General features: G+C 36.9%; 28 protein-coding genes. 20 read left to right on the forward strand and 8 right to left on the reverse strand.

Translation table 11 applies throughout. The features are described 5' to 3' along the window. From B4D49_RS04395 to yidD, 7 genes are all read left to right on the forward strand, one after another. The coding region (locus B4D49_RS04395; RefSeq protein WP_286783367.1) for a metallophosphoesterase family protein at nucleotides 1–294 on the forward strand (294 nt) is incomplete at its 5' end. Next, nucleotides 291–758 (forward strand): cyclic-di-AMP-binding protein CbpB, encoded by a 468-nt coding sequence (gene cbpB / locus B4D49_RS04400; protein WP_199542992.1) that lies wholly within the window; start codon nucleotides 291–293, stop codon nucleotides 756–758. The genes B4D49_RS04395 and cbpB, both read left to right, overlap by 4 nt. Beyond that, nucleotides 751–1,491, forward strand: a complete 741-nt coding sequence (gene xerD, locus B4D49_RS04405) for a site-specific tyrosine recombinase XerD (RefSeq protein ID WP_286783368.1) — start codon at nucleotides 751–753, stop codon at nucleotides 1,489–1,491. Before cbpB ends, xerD begins: the two co-directional genes overlap by 8 nt. Next, complete coding sequence (locus tag B4D49_RS04410) at nucleotides 1,491–2,195, forward strand: segregation/condensation protein A (RefSeq protein WP_132869367.1); 705 nt, start codon at nucleotides 1,491–1,493, stop codon at nucleotides 2,193–2,195. The genes xerD and B4D49_RS04410 overlap by 1 nt, the downstream gene beginning before the upstream one ends. Nucleotides 2,196–2,242: 47 nt before the next feature. After that, the gene (gene scpB, locus B4D49_RS04415; RefSeq protein ID WP_286783369.1) at nucleotides 2,243–2,809 is read left to right on the forward strand and encodes an SMC-Scp complex subunit ScpB; all 567 of its coding nucleotides are present in this window, start codon (nucleotides 2,243–2,245) and stop codon (nucleotides 2,807–2,809) included. 59 nt (nucleotides 2,810–2,868) lie between these two features. Continuing rightward, the gene (locus B4D49_RS04420) at nucleotides 2,869–3,594 is read left to right on the forward strand and encodes a pseudouridine synthase (protein ID WP_286783370.1); all 726 of its coding nucleotides are present in this window, start codon (nucleotides 2,869–2,871) and stop codon (nucleotides 3,592–3,594) included. Further along, nucleotides 3,591–3,854, forward strand: a complete 264-nt coding sequence (yidD, locus tag B4D49_RS04425; RefSeq protein WP_165941983.1) for a membrane protein insertion efficiency factor YidD — start codon at nucleotides 3,591–3,593, stop codon at nucleotides 3,852–3,854. Before B4D49_RS04420 ends, yidD begins: the two co-directional genes overlap by 4 nt. A 20-nt stretch (nucleotides 3,855–3,874) precedes the next feature. Here the strand turns inward: yidD and B4D49_RS04430 are convergent, their stop codons facing one another. Further along, entirely contained in the window at nucleotides 3,875–5,314 is a 1,440-nt protein-coding gene (locus tag B4D49_RS04430) for a TrkH family potassium uptake protein (protein ID WP_132869364.1), read from the reverse strand. A gap of 3 nt (nucleotides 5,315–5,317) precedes the next feature. Further along, nucleotides 5,318–6,667 (reverse strand): Trk system potassium transporter TrkA, encoded by a 1,350-nt coding sequence (gene trkA / locus B4D49_RS04435; protein ID WP_199542972.1) that lies wholly within the window; start codon nucleotides 6,665–6,667, stop codon nucleotides 5,318–5,320. Between the two features lie 203 nt (nucleotides 6,668–6,870). On the opposite strand from trkA, the gene B4D49_RS04440 reads away from it, so the two are divergent. The 6 genes from B4D49_RS04440 (at nucleotide 6,871) to B4D49_RS04465 (ending at nucleotide 12,922) form a co-directional block, all read left to right on the forward strand. Next, nucleotides 6,871–8,718 (forward strand): APC family permease, encoded by a 1,848-nt coding sequence (locus B4D49_RS04440; RefSeq protein WP_286783371.1) that lies wholly within the window; start codon nucleotides 6,871–6,873, stop codon nucleotides 8,716–8,718. A gap of 282 nt (nucleotides 8,719–9,000) precedes the next feature. Next, a complete protein-coding gene (locus B4D49_RS04445) occupies nucleotides 9,001–9,546 on the forward strand; it encodes a tRNA (cytidine(34)-2'-O)-methyltransferase (RefSeq protein WP_074481317.1) in 546 nt (181 codons plus the stop codon). Between the two features lie 423 nt (nucleotides 9,547–9,969). Beyond that, the gene (locus B4D49_RS04450; RefSeq protein ID WP_286783372.1) at nucleotides 9,970–10,533 is read left to right on the forward strand and encodes an ECF transporter S component; all 564 of its coding nucleotides are present in this window, start codon (nucleotides 9,970–9,972) and stop codon (nucleotides 10,531–10,533) included. 163 nt (nucleotides 10,534–10,696) lie between these two features. Then, the gene (locus B4D49_RS04455; protein WP_286783373.1) at nucleotides 10,697–11,353 is read left to right on the forward strand and encodes a phosphatase PAP2 family protein; all 657 of its coding nucleotides are present in this window, start codon (nucleotides 10,697–10,699) and stop codon (nucleotides 11,351–11,353) included. 85 nt (nucleotides 11,354–11,438) lie between these two features. After that, nucleotides 11,439–12,377: a TIGR01212 family radical SAM protein gene (locus tag B4D49_RS04460; RefSeq protein ID WP_286783374.1), complete on the forward strand. Its 939-nt coding sequence runs from the start codon at nucleotides 11,439–11,441 to the stop codon at nucleotides 12,375–12,377. Continuing rightward, complete coding sequence (locus B4D49_RS04465) at nucleotides 12,374–12,922, forward strand: tRNA (mnm(5)s(2)U34)-methyltransferase (protein WP_132869830.1); 549 nt, start codon at nucleotides 12,374–12,376, stop codon at nucleotides 12,920–12,922. The genes B4D49_RS04460 and B4D49_RS04465 overlap by 4 nt, the downstream gene beginning before the upstream one ends. 40 nt (nucleotides 12,923–12,962) lie before the next feature. Here B4D49_RS04465 and B4D49_RS04470 read toward each other — a convergent pair whose 3' ends face one another. After that, nucleotides 12,963–13,748, reverse strand: a complete 786-nt coding sequence (locus B4D49_RS04470) for an ABC transporter ATP-binding protein (protein WP_132869831.1) — start codon at nucleotides 13,746–13,748, stop codon at nucleotides 12,963–12,965. A 194-nt stretch (nucleotides 13,749–13,942) separates the two neighbouring features. Here B4D49_RS04470 and B4D49_RS04475 point away from each other — a divergent pair, with 194 nt between their 5' ends. The 5 genes from B4D49_RS04475 to B4D49_RS04495 all read left to right on the forward strand — a co-directional run bounded on the left by B4D49_RS04475 (nucleotide 13,943) and on the right by B4D49_RS04495 (nucleotide 20,012). Further along, complete coding sequence (locus tag B4D49_RS04475) at nucleotides 13,943–15,865, forward strand: PTS sugar transporter subunit IIA (protein ID WP_286783375.1); 1,923 nt, start codon at nucleotides 13,943–13,945, stop codon at nucleotides 15,863–15,865. 167 nt (nucleotides 15,866–16,032) lie between these two features. After that, on the forward strand, nucleotides 16,033–17,364 hold the full coding sequence (locus tag B4D49_RS04480; RefSeq protein ID WP_199542949.1) for a hemolysin family protein: 1,332 nt from the start codon (nucleotides 16,033–16,035) through the stop codon (nucleotides 17,362–17,364). A 74-nt stretch (nucleotides 17,365–17,438) separates the two neighbouring features. After that, on the forward strand, nucleotides 17,439–18,227 hold the full coding sequence (gene pflA, locus B4D49_RS04485; RefSeq protein ID WP_286783376.1) for a pyruvate formate-lyase-activating protein: 789 nt from the start codon (nucleotides 17,439–17,441) through the stop codon (nucleotides 18,225–18,227). 60 nt (nucleotides 18,228–18,287) lie between these two features. After that, on the forward strand, nucleotides 18,288–18,929 hold the full coding sequence (locus B4D49_RS04490) for a hypothetical protein (RefSeq protein WP_286783377.1): 642 nt from the start codon (nucleotides 18,288–18,290) through the stop codon (nucleotides 18,927–18,929). 150 nt (nucleotides 18,930–19,079) lie between these two features. Next, nucleotides 19,080–20,012, forward strand: coding sequence for a manganese-dependent inorganic pyrophosphatase (locus B4D49_RS04495; protein ID WP_286783378.1), 933 nt, complete (start codon nucleotides 19,080–19,082; stop codon nucleotides 20,010–20,012). A gap of 49 nt (nucleotides 20,013–20,061) precedes the next feature. Here the strand turns inward: B4D49_RS04495 and yaaA are convergent, their stop codons facing one another. Beyond that, complete coding sequence (yaaA, locus tag B4D49_RS04500) at nucleotides 20,062–20,793, reverse strand: peroxide stress protein YaaA (protein ID WP_199542939.1); 732 nt, start codon at nucleotides 20,791–20,793, stop codon at nucleotides 20,062–20,064. 108 nt (nucleotides 20,794–20,901) lie between these two features. On the opposite strand from yaaA, the gene B4D49_RS04505 reads away from it, so the two are divergent. Both B4D49_RS04505 and B4D49_RS04510 read left to right on the forward strand, forming a co-directional pair. Beyond that, nucleotides 20,902–21,417 (forward strand): YiiX/YebB-like N1pC/P60 family cysteine hydrolase, encoded by a 516-nt coding sequence (locus tag B4D49_RS04505; RefSeq protein WP_286783379.1) that lies wholly within the window; start codon nucleotides 20,902–20,904, stop codon nucleotides 21,415–21,417. Continuing rightward, on the forward strand, nucleotides 21,410–22,066 hold the full coding sequence (locus B4D49_RS04510; protein WP_132869117.1) for a DUF1803 domain-containing protein: 657 nt from the start codon (nucleotides 21,410–21,412) through the stop codon (nucleotides 22,064–22,066). Before B4D49_RS04505 ends, B4D49_RS04510 begins: the two co-directional genes overlap by 8 nt. Before the next feature lie 119 nt (nucleotides 22,067–22,185). Here the strand turns inward: B4D49_RS04510 and B4D49_RS04515 are convergent, their stop codons facing one another. Genes B4D49_RS04515 through B4D49_RS04530 form a run of 4 tightly spaced genes read right to left on the reverse strand, consistent with a single transcriptional unit; the run spans nucleotide 22,186 to nucleotide 25,976 of the window. Further along, nucleotides 22,186–23,187: a FecCD family ABC transporter permease gene (locus B4D49_RS04515; RefSeq protein WP_132869118.1), complete on the reverse strand. Its 1,002-nt coding sequence runs from the start codon at nucleotides 23,185–23,187 to the stop codon at nucleotides 22,186–22,188. Next, nucleotides 23,184–24,206, reverse strand: a complete 1,023-nt coding sequence (locus tag B4D49_RS04520) for a FecCD family ABC transporter permease (protein WP_286783380.1) — start codon at nucleotides 24,204–24,206, stop codon at nucleotides 23,184–23,186. Before B4D49_RS04520 ends, B4D49_RS04515 begins: the two co-directional genes overlap by 4 nt. A 41-nt stretch (nucleotides 24,207–24,247) precedes the next feature. Then, nucleotides 24,248–25,174, reverse strand: a complete 927-nt coding sequence (locus B4D49_RS04525) for an ABC transporter substrate-binding protein (RefSeq protein WP_286783381.1) — start codon at nucleotides 25,172–25,174, stop codon at nucleotides 24,248–24,250. Nucleotides 25,175–25,193: 19 nt separating this feature from the next. Continuing rightward, complete coding sequence (locus B4D49_RS04530) at nucleotides 25,194–25,976, reverse strand: ABC transporter ATP-binding protein (protein WP_286783382.1); 783 nt, start codon at nucleotides 25,974–25,976, stop codon at nucleotides 25,194–25,196. Between the last annotated feature and the right edge of the window lie 135 nt (nucleotides 25,977–26,111).

Here is a 26,111-nt window from a genome sequence, read left to right on the forward strand (position 1 = left end):
ATAGCACAAACTCACGGACATCTTTATAATATTAATTTTACATGGGATAGATTGGATTTATTTGCTCAGGAAGAAGATGCAGATATTTGCCTTTATGGTCATTTGCACCGAGCAGCTGCTTGGCGTAATGGTAAAACAATTTTTATCAATCCAGGTAGTGTGTTACAACCTCGTGGGGAAGTTAAAGAAAAGCTTTATGCTAAGGTGATTATTACTAAAGATACTGTTAAGGTTGATTTTTACACACGTGACCACAAACTCTATCCGGCACTTTCTAAGGAATTTGACAGATGATAGCAAAAGAATTTGAAGAATTTCTTCTTAGCCACTTGGATCACTATTTGATTCCGGCAGAAGATTTAGCGATTTTTATTGATACGCATAATTCAGATCACGCTATGTTGTTACTAGCCAATAATGGTTATTCACGTGTTCCTGTTATTACCAAAGATAAAAAATATGTAGGAACCATCAGCATTGCAGACATTATGTCTTATCAAGCTAAAAATCAATTAACTGATTGGGAATTGGCTCAAACTGATATTGGTAAAATGGTGAATACAAAATTGGAAACCATTAGTGATACTTCAAGTTTGACGGATATCATGCACTTGCTTGTGGACTATCCTTTCTTGCCAGTATTAGATAAGAATAACCAGTTTCTAGGCATTATTACTCGTAAATCGATTTTAAAGGCTGTTAATAGTCTTTTGCACGATTTCACTGATTATTATACGATTACTCCAAAAGATGATTGATTTTATCCAAGAATTTATTGATAGTAAGTCTCTCTCAGAGAATTCTAAAAATGCTTATTTTTATGATTTACAGCAGTTTGTCGAGGCTGTTGATGGCAAGGTCAGCAAAGAAAAGCTAGCTCTTTATGAGCATTCCTTGTCACCTTTAAAAACTTCAGCTAAGAAGCGTAAGATTTCAGCGGTAAATCAATTTTTATACTTTTTGTATGACACTGATCGCATTGATCGTTTTTATAAAATAAGTAATAAAGAAAAATTGGCTGTTAAGCCTGTTGATAAGGAGTTGCTAGATTATTCAGCTTTTTATCAAGAAAGTCCTTATCAGGCTGGTCAGCTAATTGCGCTTTTGATGATTGAACTTGGTTTGTCATCAAGTGATATCCAAGACTTAAAGGTTGCTAATCTTGATACAACTTTTGCGGTTTTGCGCGTGCAAAAAGCGGGATTAATCAGAGTATTAGAGGTTCCTACCAAATTACTCGATTATATGACTGCAAGTATATCTGATCAGCAGGTCTATCTTTTTGATAATCAAGGAAAATCCTATTCAAGACAGTGGTTTTTCAATCAGCTAAAGGCATTTTTGGCTTCTTTAGGATTAGAGAATTTATCAGCGCAGGATATGCGTCGTCAATATGTTTTGCATCAAAAAGCAAAAGGAAAATCTTTGTTAGAAGTTAGTCGCAATCTAGGGCTTAAAAGTCCAGTGACTTTAGAGAAATTTTATAACTAATGGATATTAAATTAAAAGATTTTGAAGGGCCTCTGGACCTGCTATTACACTTGGTTTCAAAATATCAAATGGATATTTATGATGTGCCAATCGTGGAAGTTATTGAGCAGTATTTGGCTTATATTTCGACTTTGCAGGCCATGAAATTGGAAGTGGCTGGTGAATATATGGTAATGGCCAGTCAGTTGATGCTGATTAAAAGCCGTAAGTTGCTTCCGAAAATTGTTGAGGCAGAGCCAGAAGAAAATGACCCTGAACAAGAATTGTTGACACAAATCGAAGAATATCGTCGTTTTAAAGCGATTAGTGAAGAAATGTCAGCACAGCACGATGAACGTGCTAAATTTTACTCAAAACCAAAACAAGAATTGATTTTCGAAGATGCAGTGCTAGCTCATGATAAGACAATTATGGATCTGTTTTTATCATTTTCACACGTTATGGCTGAAAAGCAAAGAGAATTAAAAAATAGCCATACGGTTGTCGAACGAGACGATTATCGTATTGAAGACATGATGGCGGTTATTACTGAGCGACTCACTCAGTCAAAAAAACTTGTTTTGAACAAGGTTTTCAACGAATGTCAATCTATTCCAGAGATGATTACCTTATTTTTGGCGACTTTAGAATTGATTAAAGTCCATGAGGTGGAAGTAGAACAAGAGGAAAACTTTGGAGATATTGTTTTACGAAGTGTTAGTTGAGTAAAATTGGTAACTCTTGGTAAACAACAATTAAGAAAGGAAGTTATATGAACTATTTAGCTCAGATTGAAGCCCTTCTTTTTGTAGCGGGTGAAGAAGGCTTGAGCTTACGCCACTTGGCTAGTATGGTTAATTTAACACCGACAGCACTCCAGCAACAATTGGAAAAATTAGCACAGAAATATGAAACTGATGAAAGCTCAAGCCTTTGTTTGATTGAAACGGCAGGCTGCTATAAAATCGTCACTAAAGAGATTTTTGCAGACTTGTTACGTGACTTTGCAAAAGCACCAGTTAATCAGAGCTTATCTCGGGCAAGTCTAGAAGTTTTGTCAATTATTGCTTATAAACAACCGATTACTCGTATCGAAGTTGATGATATTCGTGGGGTTAATTCGAGCAGTGCTATCAGTAAATTGATGGCTTTAGGGTTAATTCGTGAAGCTGGTAAAAAAGAAGTGATTGGTCGACCAAATCTATATGCGACAACGGATTATTTCCTAGATTTTATGGGAATTAATGATTTGAGTGAACTCATTGATGTGTCAAATATCGAAGTGGTTGATGAAGAAATGACGCTTTTTGAACAGCCTGAATTGGCTGAAGAAGAATAGAACTCGCTAAAAATGACGAAATGGTGTAAAATAGCAAAAAAGCAGTTAAAGGAAATAAAATGAGAATTAATAAATATATTGCCCATGCGGGAATTGCCAGTCGCCGAAAAGCAGAAGATTTGATTAAAAAAGGCTTGGTGACTATCAACGGTAAGGTTGTTACAGAACTAGCTACTACTGTTAAATCTGGGGATATCGTCGAAGTGGAAGGCACTCCAATTTATAACGAGGAAAAAGTTTATTATCTTCTTAATAAACCTCGCGGTGTTATTTCAAGTGTGTCTGATGATAAAGGACGTAAAACAGTTGTTGATTTGTTACCGAATGTTACGGAACGTATTTACCCAGTTGGACGTCTGGACTGGGATACGACTGGACTTTTGATTTTGACAAATGATGGTGATTTTACAGATGAAATGATTCACCCACGTAATGAAATTGATAAAGTCTACTTGGCACGTGTAAAAGGAATTGCAACAAAAGAAAATCTTCGTCCGTTGACACGTGGTGTTGTCATCGATGGTAAAAAGACTAAACCAGCCCGCTACAATATCATTAAAGTGGATCCTGAGAAAAATCGCTCAGTGGTAGAATTGACAATCCATGAAGGACGTAATCACCAAGTTAAGAAGATGTTTGAATCTGTTGGACTTTTGGTTGATAAATTATCTCGTACACAGTTTGGTACACTTGATTTAGCGGGGCTTCGTCCAGGTGAATCACGTCGTCTGAATAAAAAAGAAATTAGCCAATTACACAATTTGGCTGTTAACAAACAAAAATGATAAAGAAATTACTTATTGCACTGGTAAAATGGTACCAAAAACATATCTCACCTATGACACCTCCATCATGTCGGTATCGTCCGACTTGTTCTAATTATATGATTGGAGCGATTGAAAAGCATGGGATAAAAGGTGTTCTTATGGGAATCGCGCGTATTTTACGCTGTCACCCATTTGTTGAGGGCGGTGATGATCCGGTACCAGATTATTTTACCCTTCGACGCAATAAAGATTTTCGAAGAAAAAAAGAGGAAAGCTAAAGCTTTCCTCTTTTCGATTTTTAATATTTTGACCATGTTTTTGGAATGAAAAGTAGTAACATTGGGTAGATTTCCAAACGTCCTGCAATCATAGCAAATGACATGAGTAGTTTTGAAAACGGACTAAAGATTGCAAAGGTTTGACTTGTTCCAAGCATTGGTCCAATATTGTTAAAGGTTGAAGTAGCTGCGCTGACCACAACCATAAAATTATTATTATCTAGTGATAGCATTAAGGTTAGTCCTAAAAGTAAGAAAACATATAATGTCAAATACTTAAGGACACCGTGTTGAATTTCCTTATCAAGTGGCTGTTCGTTGATATGGATAGTCATGATACGATTTGGGTAAAGGGTTGAGAGCACTTGATTCCTTGCAATTTTTGTCAAGATAAGTGCACGCATGACCTTAATACCACCAGCGGTTGATCCTGCTGAACCACCAATAAACATGAGAAAGAGCAAAATGACCTGAGCGAATAATGGCCAAACGGTCAAATCAGTTACTCCAAATCCTGTTGTTGTCATCACATTGGCTACTTCAAATAGAGAATTTTCTAGGGCTTTGCCCGCACTTGGGTAAAGTCCACTAACATTCAACCAGATTAAAGCTGTCGCAATCACGACAATACCAATATAAGTTCTCAACTCTTCATCTTTAAAGAAGGCTTTAAATTTGCGAAGAAGTAAGAAGTAGTAGAGGTTGAAGTTAATTCCGAAAAGTAGCACAGCAATTGATACAATATTTGTGATTAAAGAGCTATTATAGTGTGCAATGGAATCATTGTAAACACCAAATCCACCAGTACCAGCACATCCCATGGCAGTAATAATACTATCAAAAGCAGGCATACCAGCTGTCATTAAAATAACCGTCAAAACAGCAAACATGCTTAGGTAGATAATATAAAGAATTTGCGCTGTTTCTTTCAGTTTAGAAACCACTTTACCAAAGACAGGACCAGGCACTTCAGCACGCATGACTTCCAAGTGGCTATTTTTACTATTTTCCATAATGGCTAGTGCAAACACCAATACTCCCATCCCACCGATAAGGTGAGCGAAGCTTCGCCAAAAAAGCAGAGAGTGTGATAATACAGCTACATCAGGCAAAATAGTTGCACCGGTCGTGGTAAAGCCAGAAACCATTTCAAAGAAAGCATCGATGATACTTGGAATTTGTCCTGAAAGTACAAATGGTAGTGCTCCAAAGAAAGACCAAAGTATCCAACACAGAGCAACAATCAAAAGTCCCTCTTTAGTGTAGACATGGTAATTTTTTGGCTTGAAAGCCACTCCAAGAAGTCCTATGATAACGAGAATACCAATTGTAATAACAAGGCTATTAATCACTCGCATATCTTCATGGTAGATAAAAGCCACAATCACAGGAACCAGCATCAAAGAAGCTTCAATCAATAGGAGTTTTGCTAGGAGGTAACGAACCATACTTTTATTCATAACTTACCTCGCTAACAAATCATAGATGCGCGTGATGTTTTTCAAGAATGTAACAACGACAATCTTATCGCCAACTTCAAAGACATCCTCACCCGTTGGATAAATAGTTTTACCATTGCGGATGATTGCGGCAATCAGAATATTTTCTTTAAATTTAAGTGATGAAAGGCTCTTGCCTGCCATTTTATTATTCTCGCGGATTTCAAATTGTAAGGTTTCAATACGACCGTTGGCAACGTGGTGCATGGCATCGAGGTTTGAGTCTTGAGCATTTACACGACCACGGATAAAGTGCATCATTGAATCCACGGCAATACTTTTTGGTGTGACAATACTTGAAAATTGGCTAGTGTCAATAATTTCAAGCAAGCTTGTACGGTTAACTTTAGTGATGTTTTTTCGAACGCCAAGTGTTTCAAGGAACATTGAAGTGATGATGTTTTCTTCATCCACTCCTGTTAGTGTTGCTACAGCATCAAAGTTCTCTACACATTCTTCTAGGAGAACACTCTTAGCAGTACCATCAGCTTGTACCACATGGACATTTGGGAATTCTTGGCTGAACATTTGAGCTTGCTCAGGATTGTTTTCAATGACCTTAAGATTCATCTTAGTGTTCTTAAGAATGTTGAGCAAGTAGTAGGCAATTCGTCCGGCACCAATAATCATCATATTTTTGATAGATTTGGTTTTAACAGAATTGTGGAAAAGAATCATGTCAATACGATTTCCAGTGACAAAAATCTTATCAGCTGTTTGGAGTGTGGCATCACCGTCTGGAATAATCAATTTTCCACGACGTTCGATAGCACAGATAACCAAGTTACCAAATTTTTTACGGAATTGGCTCAAGCTCATGTGGCAAAGTTTGCTGCCATCAGAAATTACAAATTCCATTAACATGACACGACCGTTAACAAAGTGTTCTACAGAAAGGGCATTTGGAAAGTCAACTGTATTGGCAATGTAACGCGCTGTAAGCAATTCAGGATTGACCACCAAAGAAAAGCCAAGGAAATTTTTATCTTTGAAGTAAGCGTTAGAATACTCTGGATTACGAACACGGACAACCGTTTCTTTAGCTCCCATTTGTTTAGCAAGAACGGCTGAAATCATGTTAACTTCGTCTTTATCAGTAAGAGCAATGAAAATATCGCAGTTAGCAACATCTGCTTGCTCAAGGATTTTAAAGTTAGCACCATTACCAACGATTCCCATGATATCGTGACGTTTGGTAATGTTTTTTAAAACAGCTTCTTTTTCTTCAATTAAGACGACGTTATGTTTTTCTTCAACAAGTGAGCGACAAAGTGCAGTACCAACCTTACCTCCGCCGACAACAATTATTTTCATTTTAACCTCCGAAATATATCGTATCTATATTACTCTATTTTTCCTAAAAATACTAGCCATTTCAACTGTTTATAAGGGATTAAGCTTGATTTATCAAAGCTAACATTGATTGTTAAAATTAGGTTACAAATCATCAAAACGCTTGCGAAATGTTAGTGAGAGAACTATAATGAGTCGTTATCTAATTTTAGGGAGAAATTTCAATGCTTGAAAAGTTACGAAATGTTTTTATTGGTAATCCCTTGGAATCAGCTGGCGAGTCTGATGAGGATCATCTATTATCCAAATCACAAGCTTTAGCTATGTTGTCCAGCGATGCCCTTTCATCAATTGCTTATGGTCCAGAACAAGTTATCTTGGTTTTAACAACTATTTCTGCGGCAGCAATTTGGTGGTCATTACCAATCGGACTTTTAGTTTTGGTATTGTTAGCAAGCTTAACGATTTCTTATCAACAAGTTATCCATGCATATCCTAAAGGTGGTGGTGCCTACATGGTATCTACTGAAAATCTATCACCAAGTATGGGATTAATTGCCGGTGGTAGTTTGTTGGTTGATTATATGTTGACAGTCGCTGTTTCGGTATCATCTGGTGCTGATGCCATTACATCAGCTTTCCCAGCCATTAAGGAATTTAACTTAGAAATTTCGATTGTTCTGGTCTTGGTTTTGATGTTTATGAATTTACGTGGTTTACGTGAGTCGGCAAAATCACTGATGATTCCGGTGTATTTGTTTATTGTAAGTATCTTATTCTTGATTGCTTATGGTGCTTTCCAAATCCTTACAGGACATTTAGCTTACACTGCAACAGCGCACGTTGGTAAAGTCGTTCCGGGAGTAACTTTAATCCTTCTACTTAGAGCCTTTACAAGTGGTTCGGCATCACTTACTGGTGTTGAAGCCATCTCAAATGCGGTACCATTTTTCAAGAAACCTAAAGAGAAAAATGCTGCTGGTACACTGGCTATTATGTCACTAATTCTTGGAATTATGTTCGCAGGTATTACCTTTCTAAACTATTGGTTAGGAATTATGTCATCGGCACATGTAACTATTTTGGCTCAAATTGCACAACGTATTTTTGGTGACTCAGCAATCGGAAATGCGCTCTTCTACGTTTTCCAATTGTCAACAGCCTTAATCTTGGCAGTAGCTGCCAATACAGGTTTTTCTGCCTTTCCAATGTTGTCATTTAACATGGCTAAAAACAAATACATGCCTCACCTTTTCATGGAAAAAGGAGCACGCCTTGGCTATTCAAATGGGATTATTACCTTAGCAGTAGGAGCAATTGCTTTACTTTGCATCTTTAATGGCTCAACTGAACGCCTTATTCCGCTTTATACCATTGGTGTTTTCATTCCATTTGCTCTTTCGCAAACAGGAATGGTCATCCATTGGAAACGACAATATGGTAAGGATTATTTGAAACATTCTATTGCAAATATCTTAGGGGCTGTGATTTGTTACCTCATCATTCTTATCCTATTGATTTTTAGAATTGGTGAAATCTGGCCATTCTTCCCAATCATTCTTGTCTTGATGTTCCTCTTTTATTCCATTAAAAATCACTACAGGAATGTTGCCATGCAATTACGTTTAACGGATGATGTGAAGAACATTCATTATGATGGCAATACGGTTTTGATTTTGGTCGGAAATATGACGCAAGCAAGTATCCGTGCTATTAACTATGCTAAAAGTATCGGACAAACAGTTGTTGCCATGCACGTGTCAACTTTGGAAACACGCGAAAAAGATTTGGAAGTTGAACAAGAATTTAAACACTATTTCCCAGATGTCACATTTGTCAATATTGAATCGAATTACCGTGATATCGTGAAACCAACCATGTTGTTTGTTCAAAAAATGAATCATGAAGCTAAGAAAAATAAACACACCATGACGGTTATTATTCCAAAATTCATTCCAAAACATAGTTGGCAAAACATGCTTCACAACCAAATGAGTCTACGCATTCGTGCTCGTTTGCGCTGGTATGAAGATATTATCATTGCAACCTATTCATATCATTTGAAAAAATAATCGATGTCCATGAAGCCTTGAATATCAAGGCTTCTCTTAATTTTACAAAAGAAAGGGTTTTCAATAAAAGAGACTTGAAAAAAGCCATAAAAACGTGACATTTTCGCGTCAAATACGTTGACTTTGCATGTTAAAGTGTTATAATAAATATCAAGAATTCGTTAGTTTAAATCAAACCTGTTATGATTTAAGTTAATGAATCGCCGCCAACCACGCTGTTTGCTGAGCTTGACTCCGGGCAGTGTGGTTTATTTTTATGTCAAAAAACTGAGAGGAATCGTTATGAATATCGAAGAACTTGATTATCAAGAAGAAGCTACTAAAGCCGTCAATCATGTCGTTCTTTTTCAACCACAAATTCCACAAAATACAGGAAATATTGCCAGAACTTGTGCTGCGACTAACACCCCATTACACATTATCCGTCCGATGGGATTTCCAATTGATGACCGTAAGATGAAACGTGCCGGCCTTGATTACTGGGATAAACTTGATGTGACTTTTTATGATAGCTTAGATGAATTTATGGAAAAATGTGATGGACAAGTTCATTTGATTAGCAAATTCGCTGAAAAAGTTTATTCAGACGAGCAGTACAATGATGGTAAACATCACTATTTCCTTTTCGGTCGTGAAGATAAAGGGTTACCAGAAGAATTTATGCGAGCAAATCCAGAAAAAGCACTCCGCATTCCAATGAATGATGAACACGTGCGTAGCTTGAATTTGTCAAATACTGTCTGCATGATTGTCTATGAAGCACTTCGTCAGCAAGCATTTCCAAATTTGGAATTAAGTCACACATATGCTCATGATAAATTAAAATAAAAAAACAGCTTAAATAGCTGTTTTTTTGCTTTATTATAAGCTTTTTGAGCTGAAATCATTGCAGTGGCGACGTTTTTTTGATATGCTAAGAGTGTCTTCAGGGCAGGGTGAGATTCCCGACCGGTGGTGTTGCCTCTCGTTGTCTGCCTTTTGCTTTAATTCGTCGTTGACTTCCCTTTCCTGACATCAGTTATGTCTGTGGGTTGTCGCCTAGACTAAAAGTAAAAGGTCAAACAATTTAGTTTGGTAAGAGAACAAGAGCAATTTGAAAGTCCGCGAGCTGCACTTGCAGTTGATCTGGTGAGATTCCAGAACCGACAGTAAAGTCTGGATGGGAGAAGACCAAGAGTTTAGCTCGTTTTTATGTGGAGCTCTATACTCGAACGCCTTCTTTCAATTTGAGAAAATTGGAGGAACTTTTTTATGCCTGAAACTATGACTAATACGCGTAAATTGGCGCACATTGCTATTTTATCGACGCTTTCGTTCTTGTTGATGTATTTGCAATTCCCATTGATTCCATCAGCTAGCTTCTTGCAATTTGATTTTTCTATTTTGCCAGTTTTAATTGGTCTTGTGATGATTGATTTGCAAAGCGCACTTGGAATTTTGATTTTGCGAACACTTTTGAAGTTGATGCTAAACAACGGCGGCATTGCAACTCTGATTGGTATGCCAATGAATGTGGTTGCTTTAGGTGTTTTCTTGTTAGCTATGGCTTTCATTTGGAATCGTAAACCAAGTTTAAAAAACTACGTTTTGGCTTCAGTTGTGGGAACGCTTGGCTTGACCATGGCAATGTTGGTCTTAAATTATATCTATGCGGTACCACTTTACGCACAATTTGCTAATTTTGACATTTCAGCTATCCTAGGTTTGGGAAATTACCTCTTTGCGATGGTTGTCCCATTTAACTTAATTGAAGGACTTATTTTTTCAGTGTCCTTCTTTATCCTATGGGGCTTTTTAAAACCAATGGTTAAATAATAAATATCCAAAAGGTTAGAAACGGCTTGTTTCTAGCCTTTTTAGCTACCTAGAATTGTACTGACACAATTTTGCCACAGATTTTAAAGGATATGACTGGGATAAAAAAATTAACTAGGTTATAATAGTACTACAGCACTAAATTGTTGTGAAAGGTATTAGAATGAAACACAAACAAACTTACTTTTCAATTGCCTCATCATTTCTTGTTCTTTTTATGATATTAGGCTATATTGTTAAGTTTTATCCTGAGGTACTAGTAAGTATCGATTCAAGTATTCAATCAAGTGTGCGTGGGGATTTGCCAAATCACTTGAGTATATTTTTCAAAGCAGTGACGAATTTTGGTCATGAAGCTTTGGTTTTTGTTTACACATTTGCTATCTCAGCAGTCTTTTATTTCAAAAAGAATTGGAAAACAGAAGCTCTCTTTTTATCAGGTAATTTGGTCTTGATGGGAGCTATGTCAACAATTTTCAAATATCTCTATAATCGTCCGAGACCAAGTCTTGAATATTTAGTTAAGAAACCACTAGGCCCATCTTTCCCAAGTTGGCATGCAGCGTCAACGATGATTGTAGCCATTAGTTTGATGATTATTATTGAACAACATTTGACGAAAACCTTGGCAAAACGTTGCTTACAAATTTTGGTTTTAGTAATTGCTTTGACAACGGCTATTTCACGTATTTATCTAGGTGTTCATTATCCATCAGATATCTTAGGTGGCTGGTTGTTAGCTATTGCTATTTCAGCAGCTGTCTATCCAATTTATGATCAAAAACGATTTGAATGGCGTTTCATAGATAAACAAGATTAAATTAATAGCTAAGGGCGACCAACTGGTCGTCTTTTTAAGGTGACTAGAGTTTGTCTGTTAAGTAGAAAGTGTTATAATAAAAGCTATGAAAAAACGTTACAATACTCTAAATGATTATTATCGCGAGATTTTTGGAGAAAAAATATTTAAAGTTCCTATTGATGCAGGATTTGACTGCCCAAACCGTGATGGGACAGTAGCACATGGCGGCTGTACCTTCTGTACGGTATCAGGTTCTGGTGATGCAATTGTAGCTCCAGATGCCCCAATCCGTGATCAATTTTATAAAGAAATAGATTTCATGCACCGCAAGTGGCCGGATGTTAAAAAATACTTGGTTTATTTCCAAAACTTCACTAACACCCATGATACAGTAGAAGTGATTCGTGAGCGTTACGAGCAAGCAATTAATGAACCAGGTGTTGTTGGGATTAATATTGGAACACGTCCTGATTGTTTACCTGATGAGACAATTGCTTATATCGCTGAGTTGTCTGAGCGTATGCATGTGACTGTCGAACTTGGTTTGCAGACTACTTATGATGAAACGTCTAAGATTATCAATCGTGCGCACACTTATGATTTGTATGTTAAAACTGTAAAGCGTCTGCGTGAACTGGCACCAAAAGTGGAAATTGTTTCTCACTTGATTAATGGTTTGCCCGGTGAAACGCATGAGATGATGCTTGAAAATGTTAGACGTTGTGTGACAGATAATGAGATTGATGGGATTAAACTGCATTTGCTTCACTTGATGACAAGTACCAAAATGCAACGTGATTACCATGAAGGACGTTTGAAATTGCTCAGTATGGACGAATACGTCAATATTATCTGCGACCAGTTGGAAATTATTCCTAAAAATATCATCATTCATCGTATTACAGGTGATGCTCCGCGCGATATGCTTATCGGTCCAATGTGGAGTCTTAAAAAATGGGAAGTTTTGAACGCTATTGATAAAGAAATGGAACGCCGCGGTTCTTATCAAGGCTGTAAATTAGAAGAGGAGTCTAAATCATGATTAAACGTCCGTTGCATTTGTCTCATGATTTCTTGGCTGAAGTGCTAGATGATAGCGCGGTAGCCATTGATGCGACAATGGGAAATGGGAATGACACAGCTTTTCTGGCGCAAAAGGCTAAAAAAGTTTATGCCTTTGATGTGCAAGAACAAGCTTTAAAAAGCACACAAGAACGTTTAGAAAAACAAGCTATTTCAAATGCTCAATTAATTCTTGATGGTCATCAAAATCTTGACCAATACGTTAATGAGCCAATTCGCGCAGCTATTTTCAATCTTGGTTATTTACCAAGTGCCGATAAGACAGTCATTACAAAACCTGATACCACTTTAGTGGCTATTGAAAAAATCTTAGAACGTCTTGAAATCGGTGGTCGTCTAGCTATCATGATTTATTATGGTCATGAAGGTGGCGACATGGAAAAAGATGCAGTGCTTGATTTTGTGTCAGCACTTGATCAAAAAGAATTTGCAACAATGCTATATAAACCTTTGAACCAAATTCACCAACCACCATTTTTGGTTATGATTGAAAAATTACGTTAATAAGCAAAACCTCTATGATTAAGGTCATAGAGGTTTTTTGTTATTTAAATTCAGGTTTGATGTAAATACGTTCATCACCAAGAGGGACAATTGATACGGTTTGATCATAAAAATCAGATAAGATATCTTCTGTTAGGACTTGGTCTTTTGGACCTTGGGCAATGATATTCCCTTTTTTGAGAAGTAGAGCGTGGGTAAATGAGCGAGTAATTTCTTCTGCATGGTGTGTGACGTAGAGAATTGTTGGAGCTTTTGGAAGATTGGTGATTTGTTCAATTTGTCGAAGCAATTTTTCACGTGCAAAAAGGTCAAGTCCACTAGTTGCTTCATCAAGAATTAAAATTTCAGGTTCTTCCATCAAACTACGTGCAATAAGAAGTAGTTGTTTTTCACCTTGTGAAAGGCTAGCGTAGATACGGCCAAGAAGGTGTTCACCACCAATTGAAATCAACATTTGCTTAGCTTCATTGAGTTCTTTTTCGCCATATTGAGTGTAGAGAATGCTTGACTTGTATTTCCCAGTTAGGACGATTTTTTCAGCAAGCATGTGTGGAGATAGTCGCTCAGCGATGAATGAGCCGACGATACCAATTTTTGTACGCATGTTGCTAATATCTGTTCCTCCAAATTTATTTCCTAGAACTTCAACACTACCGTCGCTTGTCCAGTATTCTGCAGTGATGAGTTTGAGAAGAGATGTTTTACCTGAACCATTGAGACCTAAGATTGCCCAGTGTTCTCCTTTATTAACTTCCCAGGTTAGGTTATTTAAAAGAGTTTTGTTCTGTCGTTTAAGGGTGACGTTTTTTAAAGCAATTTGAGTCATGAGGAACCTCCGTAATCTGTTTGATAGTTATTATAACATTTTTCAGAAAATTTAGATATTTATTTCTGAAATAGTTTGAGAACATAAACTAAAAGTTAGTAAAACTTTACTAAAATTCATTGACTTTATTCAGGAAAGCGTTTACTATATTCTTGTAATCAAAAAAACAAAGTTGTTAGAAGAAGGAGATTTTTATGAATCAAGCGACTCATTCAAATAAAGATTTGAAAAAATCTGCAGCTACCTCACGCATTTCATATGCTTTTGGTGCATTTGGTCATGATATTTTTTACGCGACCCTATCAACATACTTTATCACCTTTATTACCTCACACTTATTTAATACGGGTGATGCGGCGCAAAATAATCGCATGGTTTTATATATTACTCAAATTATTGCAGGTTTGCGCATTGTTGAATTGATTATTGACCCTTTTATTGGAAACATGATTGACAATACCAAGACACGCTGGGGAAAATTCAAACCATGGGTAGTAGCTGGTGGAACAATTAGTTCAATTGCTTTATTGATTTTATTTACAGATATGGGAGGGCTCAATAAGACTAATCCAGTGCTTTACTTGATTATCTTTGCCTTTATCTATATCACGATGGATATTTTTTATTCTTTTAAAGATATCGGCTTTTGGTCAATGGTTCCAGCTTTGTCATTTAGCTCAGAAGAACGTGAAAAAACGGCCACCTTTGCTCGTATTGGTTCAACAATCGGTGCAAATATCGTTGGTGTTGTCATTATGCCAATCGTTCTTTTCTTCTCACTAAATCGTAACGGTGGTGCTGGTGATAATCGTGGTTGGTTCTGGTTTGCCTTTATCGTTGCCTTACTAGGTGTTTTGACTGTGTTGGCTGTTGCTTTCGGAACACATGAAATTGAATCAGACCTTCGTAAAAATACTGAAAAAACAGGCTTTAAAGATGTTCTTAAAGTTTTGACTAAGAACGACCAATTGATGGCTATTGCTTTATCATATGTTTTGTATACAACTGGTATTAGCATCTTAAATGCTTCTGAATTGTATTACTTTACTTACATTTTAGGGCATGCTGCTCAATTTTCTATTTTAGGAACTATTAATACCATCGTTGGTTTGCTTTCAGTATCACTTTTCCCACAGTTGGCTGGAAAATTAAATCGACGTAATCTTTTCTTTGCATGTATTGCGGTTATGCTTTGTGGTATTGGATTATTCTCTGTAGCAGGAACTTCACTTGCTTTGGTTTTAATTGCTGCTGAGTTGTTCTTTATTCCACAACCGCTTGTTTTCCTTGTTGTCTTGATGATTATCACAGACTGTGTTGAATATGGTCAATGGAAACTCGGACATCGTGACGAAGCCTTGACTTTGTCAGTTCGTCCTTTGTTGGATAAATTTGGTGGTGCTATTTCAAACTTAGTTATTGGTGCAGCAGCAGTTGCGGCTGGAATGACAACTGGTGCTACAGCTGATTCTATTACAAAAGCGGGTGCCATTTCTTTCAAACTTCATGTTTTTGCTTTGCCATTTGTTTTGATTGTTCTAAGTAGTCTTGTTTTCTTCTTCCGTGTCAAATTAACCGAAGAAAAACACGCTGAAATTGTCGAAGAACTTGAACGTACTTGGGGTCATGAATTCATCGATGATAAAGTTGAAACAGATGGTGGTCTTAGCATCTCTGCTCCAATTTCTGGTGAACTTCTTGCTTTGTCACAAGTAGCTGATCCAGTCTTTGCCAGTGAAGGTCTCGGTAAAGGTTTTGCTATTAAGCCTAGCGATGGTTGTGTTTATGCTCCATTTGATGCTATGGTTCGTCAAGTCTTTACGACTCGCCATGCTGTTGGTCTTGTCTCTGAAGATGGTATCGTCTTGTTGATTCACATCGGTATTGGAACAGTTAAACTAAAAGGAACTGGCTTTGTTTCTTACGTTGTTGAAGGGCAACATGTTAAAAAAGGAGATAAATTAATTGAGTTTTGGGATCCAGTAATTCAAAAAGCAGGCCTAGATGATACCGTTATCGTCACAGTAACCAATTCACATGTCTTTAATGACTTTGTGATCAAACCAACACCAGGTACAAGCTTACAAGCTGGTGATACAGTTCTTACTTTGAAATAAAAGGAAAAAAGGAGCTCAGTTCAAAGAACTGGGCTTTTTTATTTAATAGAAGAAAGTAATAGTATTTGTTTGATACTTTACATAGAAAATATGCTATAATGTAGTCACTGTATAAGAATAGATGTAGGCTAGAATGCCTACCGATATAGAAGAGGAGTAAGATTTATATGGAAGACCCGAGTCAGAATTTAGTTTTTCAATTTGTTTTATTATTAATTTTGACTTTGTTTAATGCCTTTTTCTCAGCATCTGAGATGGCACTTGTTTCTTTAAATCGTTCACGTGTTGAACAAAAAGCAGAAGAAGGAGATAAAAAATATATCCGTCTTTTGTCTGTTCTAGAAAAACCGAATAACTTTTTATCAACTATTCAGGTTGGTATTACCTTTATTGGTCTTTTGCAAGGGGCTAGTTTGTCTGCTTCACTTGGTAGTGTGATTGCCTCTTGGTTTGGTGGTTTTGTGTGGGCAAAAACGGCTGGTAGTGTGATTTCTCTTGTCTTTTTGACTTACATCTCAATTGTTCTTGGAGAACTTTATCCAAAACGTATCGCAATGAACCTTAAGGAAAATTTAGCGGTTGTTTCAGCTCCAGTGATTATCCTTATTGGTAAAATTGTTAGTCCATTTGTGTGGTTGTTGTCAGCTTCAACCAACCTTTTGTCACGTATCACACCAATGCAGTTTGATGATGCTGATGAAAAAATGACTCGTGATGAGATTGAATACATGTTGTCAAATAGTGAGGAAACATTGGATGCAGAAGAAATTGAAATGCTTCAGGGGGTCTTCTCACTTGATGAATTGATGGCGCGTGAAGTCATGGTACCAAGAACGGATGCTTTCATGATTGATATTAATGATGATACTCAAGAAAATATCCAAGAAATTTTGAAAAAACACTTCTCACGTATCCCGGTCTATGATGATGACAAGGATAAGATTATTGGTGTTCTTCATACGAAACGTCTGCTTGATGCTGGTTTCCGTGATGGATTTGACAATATTGTTTTACGTAAAATTTTACAGGAACCTTTGTTTGTCCCAGAAACTATTTTTGTTGATGATTTGTTACGTCAATTACGAAACACTCAAAATCAAATGGCAATCTTACTTGATGAATATGGTGGGGTTGCAGGGATTGTCACACTTGAGGACCTCCTTGAAGAAATTGTCGGTGAAATCGATGATGAAACTGATAAAGCAGAGCAATTTGTTCGTGAGATTGGTGAAGATACTTACATTGTTTTAGGAACAATGACTTTGAATGATTTTAATGATTACTTTGACCTAGATTTAGATAGCGATGATGTTGATACTATTGCTGGGTTCTATTTGACAGGTGTTGGTAACATTCCAAGTCAGGATAGTCGCGAAACGTTTGAAGTTGATTCAAAAGAAAAACATATTGCTTTGACAAATGATAAAGTAAAAGATGGTCGAGTGACAAAATTGAAAGTTATTTTTTCTGATATAGAACAGAGTATTGAAGAAGACTAAGCTTGACTTAGTCTTTTTTCTTTGGAAAATGGTATAATGAAAATTAGAAAAACGGTTACAAAGGATGATAGAAAATGACTGAAATTGACTACGGAAAAGTGACAGGGATGATTCATTCAACAGAAAGCTTTGGATCTGTTGATGGTCCTGGTGTTCGCTTTGTCATTTTTATGCAAGGCTGCAAGATGCGTTGCCAATATTGTCACAATCCCGATACTTGGGCATTAGAGACAAATAATTCACGTGAACGCACTGTTGATGATGTTTTAGCAGAAGCGTTGCGTTATAGACATTTTTGGGGTGAAAATGGTGGTATCACGGTTTCAGGTGGTGAAGCCATGCTTCAGATTGACTTTGTTACTGCACTCTTTACTAAAGCTAAAGAACTTGGCATTCACTGTACTCTTGATACCTGTGGGTTTACTTTCCGAGATACACCAGAGTACCATGAAATTGTTGATAAATTGTTAGCTGTTACTGACCTTGTGCTTTTGGATTTAAAAGAAATCAATCCTAAACAACATATTGTTGTAACACGTCAACCAAATACCAATATTTTAGCTTTTGCGCGTTATTTGTCTGATAAGGGAGTCCCAGTATGGATTCGTCATGTTTTGGTCCCTGGGTTGACAGACTTTGATGATGATTTAATTGAATTAGGTAAGTTTGTAGCAACGCTTAAAAATGTTGATAAGTTTGAAATCTTACCTTATCATACTTTAGGTGAATTCAAGTGGCGTGAATTGGGAATTCCTTATACTCTTGAAGGCGTCAAACCGCCAACGAAAGAACGTGTCCAAAATGCAAAAGACCTTATGCACACTGAGTCTTATACGGAATACATGAAACGTATTCATCACTAGACAGTATGACTATTGACATTAAGATGAATCTTTGATAAGCTCTATCACAAGGTGGACACTATGAACAGTTACAAAGTTTTAAAATTTGACGATCAGTTCGTTTATTTGACACAAGATGGTAAAATCAAAAAGTTAGCGCGTGACTTATTTGATTTTGATATTACATTAGGAGATAGAGTGGATTATATCCAAGACGGTGATATTGTTTTGGTGATGCCAAGTCAAGAAGAAATGGATTTGAACAGTGATAAATCTGTTAAATCAGGTCTTTTACAAGGTATTTTGAATCTTTTCTTGGAAACTTTATCTATTCATAATAATGATTTAGGAAATCTTAAAAAGATTTTTTCACAGCTACTAGTAACGCTATTTATGGCCTGGAGTTTACTGGGTGTTGTTGTGATTGAATTATTACTCTTACTTGAGTCATTGATTACTTTTATTTGGCGCTTGCTTGCTAAAGGCATTAAAAATCTACATATTGTGGATAATAGTCGAAAATTTATGGCTTATCGTAAGAGACAAGAAGCTATCAGAAATCAAGAAAATCGTGAGGAAGAAGAGCGTCTTTTGCGCCTTGCTTTAGAACAGGAAAAGTATGGTAAGAAGGATGATATATCTGAAAAAGCTTCAGAAACTAGTGCCACTATTTCAGAAAATCCTCATGATGATTCTGCAAAAGAGATAAAAGAAAATGAATAAAAATGAAAGCATTTTTATCATCAGCTGCTGAGAGTTGCTGATAAAGGTGCTTTTTTTGCAGGAATAATGCGGGAAAAGCGTCTGCTAGTTTTGCTATCTCCCTTAAATTTTGCTAAAATAAGAATAAATAATTATTATGAGGTAAAAAACATGTCTAAAATTTTAGTTTTTGGTCACCAAAATCCAGACTCTGATGCGCTTGGTTCATCAATCGCATATGCATACTTGAAACGTGAACTTGGTGTAGATGCTGAAGCTGTTGCTCTTGGAACTCCAAATGAAGAAACAACTTTTGCATTGAACTACTTTGGTGTAGAAGCACCACGTGTTGTTGAATCAGCTAAAGCAGAAGGTGCTGACCAAGTTATTTTGACAGACCACAATGAATTCCAACAATCAATCTCAGATATTCGTGACGTTGAAGTTGTTGAAGTGATTGACCACCACCGTGTTTCTAACTTTGAAACTGCTAACCCACTTTACATGCGTTTAGAACCAGTTGGTTCAGCTTCATCAATTGTTTACCGTCTATACAAAGAAAACAATGTTGTTATTCCTAAAGAAATGGCTGGATTGCTTTTGTCTGGTTTGATTTCAGATACACTTCTTCTTAAATCACCAACAACTCACGCAACTGACCCAGCTGTTGCTGCTGACTTGGCAGAAATCGCAGGAGTTAACCTTGAAGAATACGGTTTGGCATTGCTTAAAGCTGGTACAAATTTGGCAACAAAATCTGCTGAAGAATTGATCGACATCGATGCTAAATCATTCGAACTTAATGGAAACCAAGTTCGTGTTGCACAAGTTAACACAGTTGATATCAACGAAGTTCTTGAACGTCAAGCAGAAATCGAAGCTGCAATGACTGCTGCTATCTCTGCTAACGGATACTCTGACTTTGTTCTTATGATTACAGATATCCTTAACTCAAACTCAGAAATCTTGGCACTCGGTGCTAACATGGAGAAAGTTGAAGCTGCCTTCAACTTCAAACTTGAAAACAACCACGCATTCCTTGCTGGTGCTGTTTCACGTAAAAAACAAGTTGTTCCACAATTGACAGAAAGCTTCAACGCTTAATTAATTGGCAACATAAAATAAAAAAGGCGACATTTGTTAGTCGTCTTTTTTATTCCCCATTTCGGATAAAGGTGAGTGTTTTGTCGTCTGAATGGTCTTTGGAAAATACGAAACCATCGAAAGTTAATGTTTTGATGGCATCAAGCGTTTTAATTTGTTTTTCAGCCATTAGTGAGACCAAACGACCACGTCCTTTTTTAGAAATGGTTGAGTGAACTTTTGGCTTTCCGTTTCTATTTTCCATAAAGACAATTTTAACCATGCGTTTGCGGATATTTGGAGAGAAAACTTGCTCAAATTCTGATGATAGGAGTGAAATGATAAGGTCATCTTCTTGAACTTGTTCATCATATGATTTTCGCCAGAATTGTTTCAATGAGGTACCATTGATTTTGAGATTGCCTTGAAAATCAAGGCGATGTGGTGCGATTAACGTCATGGGACTGATTAAACCGTATAAGGCAGTAGCGATACGAAGATGGTTATCAAGATAATGTCGCTCCGCTTCGGTTACCTGAGTTCGTTTCATATACCGATACATGAGACCGTCATATAATAGCCATGCGGGATAGTTTTTGGCTTGTTTACCCGCTAGACGTTGCCAACGTGTCCATTCTTGGTCAGCTTTACTTAAATTGATTTTGTAGAAATTAGCCAAATTTTCGGCGGGGTATTCTTGTAAGGTCTTGAGCACTACTTGGCTCTTGGCAGATAATGGTTGGCTTGGAAAAGCATCTTGGTTGGTATGTAATTCTTTGGCGTTAGGAATTAATATTTTCATACTGGCATTATAGCATAGACCTCAAAAGTTCTTCAAAGATAAAAACTTATTAAAAGTGAAGCTTATCTTCTTATAGCAGTCATTCTTGTTTTTTGTTACAATAAAGCTATGAATATTCAAGAATTGCGAGCTGGCGATTTACTTTTTATGTACGGAATTTCCGATATGTCGCAAGCTATCCAGAAAGCAACTGGACAATATAGCCACGTTGCTATTTATTTTGGTTCGATGATTTATCATGCGACCAAGGATAAAGGTGTTATTAAACAGCAGTTAAGGGAATTTTTGAAAACGAAGCAGCATAGGATTTTTGTTTACCGTTATCCTAGGATTAAGGCTGAGCAGGTTCAGGCAGCAGCGGAGCATTTGCTGGGCAGACCTTACAATCACAGTTTTTATCCGGATAATGGTTGCTATTATTGTTCACAGTATATCGCAGAAATTTTACCGATTTTTGAAACCATTCCAATGCAATTTGGGGATGATAAGCATACGATTTCTGATTTTTGGCAGTCTTACTATGAGCAGCTTGGTCTTGCTGTACCGTTAAACAAAGCAGGGACGAATCCAAGTCAGCTATCACAATCAGAGTATTTACAGTATTTAGGAGAATTATATGATTAAGATTTTTAATCCAGATAAATTAACACGCCAAACTTTTTTTAAGGATTTGGCTAATTTTCTTTACCAGACAGATGATGTGACCTTACGTCAAATCAAAGCCAATTTTCAAGATGTGCCAAAGATTGATCGCTTGATTGAAGAATATGTCCAAGCAGGCTACATTGTTCGTGACAATAAACGTTATACAATTGGTTTTGACTTACTAAATTCTTTAGAAACTATTGACTTAGACAGTCAGATTTTTGTAGATGACCAAAGTGCTATTTATGATGAGTTGATGGCATTATCTTTTGAGACACGTCTGACTAATGAGACTAACGATTTGGTACTTATTGAAAAAACAAGCATTGCTAGAAGCGAATTAACGCTTGCAAATTATTTTTTCAAATTAGCTGATAATTTACCAATGTCTGAAGCGCAAGAGCCTTTATTTGACTTACTTGGAGATGTTAATCCACAGTACGCCTTGAAATACATGACAACTTTTCTTTTGAAATTTGTTAGAAAAGACGAAGTCGCACAAAAACGACCTGATATTTTTGTGGAGGCTTTGGAAAAATTGGATTATATCCGAAAAAATGATCAAGGCAAATACCAATTAAATATGAGCTTTGATAAAGGAACTCTAGTTTTTACAAGTAAAGTTTAAAAAAACTGTCCAGTGGACAGTTTTTTCACGAGCTAAGAAATAGAAGAGCGAGTTAAGTCCAGTGGACAGTTTTTTCACGAGCTAAGAAATAAGAAAGCGAGTTAGGTCCAGTGGGCAGTTTATGCTGTTTTTATCATGAGATAAAGGAAATAAGGTGCTCCAATTACTGAGATGATAATTCCTGTTGGAATACCTGTTCCAACAAGTAAGCTACGCCCAATAGTATCTGCGATGAGAAGTAGTATCATTCCAATGAGCATACTAGCTGGTAAGATGAGGCGATGATCGTTGCCAAGTAAGCGGTGTGTGATATGACCAGCTAGTAGTCCGACGAAAGTAATATTACCAACTAAAACCACACTAAGTGCGGCTAAAGTTGTTGATAAGATGAGTGTCCAAAGGCGCTCATTTTTTATATTAAGTCCAAGTGTAATGCTTGTTTCTTCACTGAACATCATCATGTTAAGACGATAACTGCGCCAGTAAGTAATTCCCCAAGTGATGATTAATAAAGGTGTAAAAATCACCAAGGTTTGCCAGTTACCACCAGTTACCTTACCACTTAACCATGAGACAATATACTCAGTTTTACCAATGTCAAGATTTGCAATAATAGAAACCATGATACCTGAGAGCAGGCTTGATATTCCCACACCTGAGATGATTAACCGTATTGGACGAATCGGTTGATGCCTTTGATAAGAAACGGCGTATACTGTGCAGATGGTTAACAGAGCACCAAGTATAGCTAAGAAAGGCATTAGTGCAAGGCTAGCTGGATTTGTGATATCTAAGACACCTACCATTATCGCAATGACCAATCCAGCCCCAGCATTAATCCCTAAAATCCCAGAGTCGGCCAGTGGATTTTTAGTAAGTGTTTGTAGCAAGACGCCTGCCATGGCAAGTGAGCCACCACCAATCATACAGGCTAAAATTCGAGGAAGTCTAATTTTCAGAACAATCAAAGACATAGTGGCGTCTGATTGGCCTAAAAAGACCTCGATAACTTTAATAAAAGATGTATTAGCATAGCCTATTGATAAGGAACAGAGAAAAACGAGCAGCAAAATAAGGAGAAGAAAAGCAAATTGGCTAATCCATTTTGCTTGAAATTTCATAGATGTTCCCCCTTTCGGACTAACCAAAGAAAACAAGGTAGCCCAACGATACTGATAATAGCACTAAGAGGAGTTTCAGCTGGTGGGTTGATGGTACGGCATACTAAATCCACCCAAAGCATAAAAGTGCTACCAGCAAATGCTGTTAAAGGAAGAATTATACGATAATCTCTAGCCACAAACATCTTGATAAAATGAGGAATGATAAGCCCTACAAAAGCAAGACTTCCAACAAGAGCGACGGCAGCAGCAGATAAGATCAGGACAATGCTGAGAAGACTAATAGTGACAGTAAGTGTTCTCTGTCCTAACGATTTAGCGACTGTTTCATTGAGACCTAAAATGGTCAACTGGTGAGCCATTAGCTGTGCTAGTAGCAAACCAATAATAATGAAAGGTGCAATAATTGCAAGCATTCTCCAATTGATCTGCGCTAGTCCACCTGCTTGCCAACCAATCACTGCTTTTGATAAATCAAAATATAGTGTTAGAGCTTGTCCAAGAGATGAAAAAAGAGTTGAAATCATAGCCCCTGCTAAAATAAGTCGAACTTGCTGATATCCCTTTTGGGGATGATAGGCAATACCGAAAATCAGACAAGCAGCAATACCTGCTCCAAGGAGACAAAATATCAGAGTTAGGCTGTAGTGCATGCTACCGAAAATAGCATAACCAGCAATCAAGGCTAATCCAGCTCCAGCATTAATGCCAAGGAGCCCTGGATCGGCAATGGGATTTCGAGTAACCCCTTGGATAATACTACCTGCTTGAGCCATGGCTGCTCCAACTAAAATAGCAGCGATTGTTCTTGGCAAGCGCAAATCAAAAATGACATCTTGCAAACTAGAATCAGTTAATGGTGTTTTTAAAACACTCAAAAGTTGTTTGTTTGAATAAGAAATAGCACCAAAACGTAGGCTCAAGTACCAGCCTAGAAGAAAAAAGATACTAATGCTGAAAAAAACAAGCCAAGTTTGACTTGGCTTATTTTTCTGAATAAGAAGGTACGGTTGTTTCATTGTATTTCCTTTTCAGAGAAATGATTGAAAATTATCAACTGTTAGTTTTTTTTGATAGCTGATACAAAAGCTTCCAATTGTTTGTCGAGTGACATTGGGTCAGAGAAGTAGAAGAGATTTTCGTCAACTTCAAGAGCTTTTTGATTTTTAACAGCTGGAATATTTTTCCAAATATCACTTTCTTTTAGTGAAGCAGCGGCTTCCTTGGTATCTTTGCTAACATTGAGAACAAGATAGTCACCAGTATAATCGGCAAGAACTTCTTGTGAAATACCAAACCAACCAGCTTTGAAAACATCATTTTTTACTTTTTCTGGGGCTGTATAACCTAGTGAGTCATAAATCAATTCTCCACCACGTCCCCAGTTATTACCGTAGAGGTAGATATTTTTATCATAGAAATCCATAACAGTAAAGCTTGTTGATGGATTGAGGTATTGTGATAGCTCTTCTTTAGCTTTGGCTGTTTTAGTTTTCCAGTTATCAAGCCATTTTTTAGCTTTGTCTTCTTTACCAAAGACTTTTCCTAGGTTTGTCATCATTTCTAAGTAATCACTTTTACCATATTCAATAACCAAAACAGGAGCAATCTCTTTTAGCTCTTTGAGGTGTTCATCAGTTGAAAAGGCGATGATGAGGTCTGGTTCTTGAGCAGCGATAGCTTCGGTGTCATCTGAAGTTAATTGAACAGCATCTTTCAATTGGTTACCAAAAGCTGGGCTATTCGTTTCTAAATCTAGTGAATAACTAGACACATTAACTCCTAATTCAAGAAGATAGCCAGTATAAGAGTAAGCAAAGTTGACAACTTTTTTAGGATTTTTAGGAATATCCCCCTGGTAAGAAAATCCTGTTATTTTAGGCATGCTTGATAGTTCTGTACTATCTGAAGTTGATGAGTTATTTTGACAAGCAACCAGCATAAGTGTTGCTAGAAATGTTGTTAAAGCGACAAAAAACTTTTTCATGTCTAAGTTCTCCTGATATTTATGTGAGCTGATAAGTCAGCAAAATAGGACAGTTGTGAATAGGATCTTGAACGATCTGTGCCTCGATGCTAAAAATATCTCTTAAAATATCAGTTGTCATAACCTCTTCAACCTGACCGTGATATTGAATAGCACCGTTTTTCATGGCAATTAAGTTATCTGAAAAACGTGCCGATAAATTCAAATCATGTAAGACCATAATGATAGTTTTACGGGTTTCTTGATTGAGTTTTTTGAGTAATTCTAAAATTTCCAATTGATGATTCATGTCTAGGTAAGTTGTAGGTTCATCAAGAAAAATTGTCTCTGTATCTTGGGCTAATGCCATAGCAATCCAAACACGTTGGCGTTGACCTCCTGAGAGAGCATCGACTTTTTCATTGGCAAGGTCAGTGATTTTTGTCATTTCCATTGCCCTGTTGATTTTAACTTTATCATCGTTACTTAACTGTCCGAAATACCTTTGATGAGGAAAACGACCATATGAAACAAGCTCATAAACGGTAATGCCTTCAGTAGCTTCAAGTACTTGTGGGAGCAAAGCTATTTTTTTAGCAATTTCCTTGGTCGGTAAATCAGCAATAGCTTTACCATCAATCAAAATTTGACCAGATTTTACTGCCTGAATACGTGTTAAGGCTTTTAGTAAGGTTGATTTACCGCAGCCATTAGCTCCAATGATAGTTGTGATTTTACCGTTAACAATATGAGTCGACAAGTCTTGAATCACAGATTTATCATCATAAGAGATAGAAATGTTTTCAGCACGAATTTCTGACATAACAGACCTCCTTTCTTGCGAAAATGATAGTGATTACAAGTCTCAAAAAACTGAGAATTGTTTCTTCATTGTAACAAGAAAAAAGGCCTCTGGGAAGCCTTTTTTTGAAAATTTTTATAAAAATTAAACACAATT

The sequence above is a fragment of the Streptococcus sp. UBA4344 genome (assembly GCF_002393675.1).
In the GTDB taxonomy this organism is placed as follows: Bacteria; Bacillota; Bacilli; order Lactobacillales; family Streptococcaceae; genus Streptococcus; species Streptococcus vicugnae.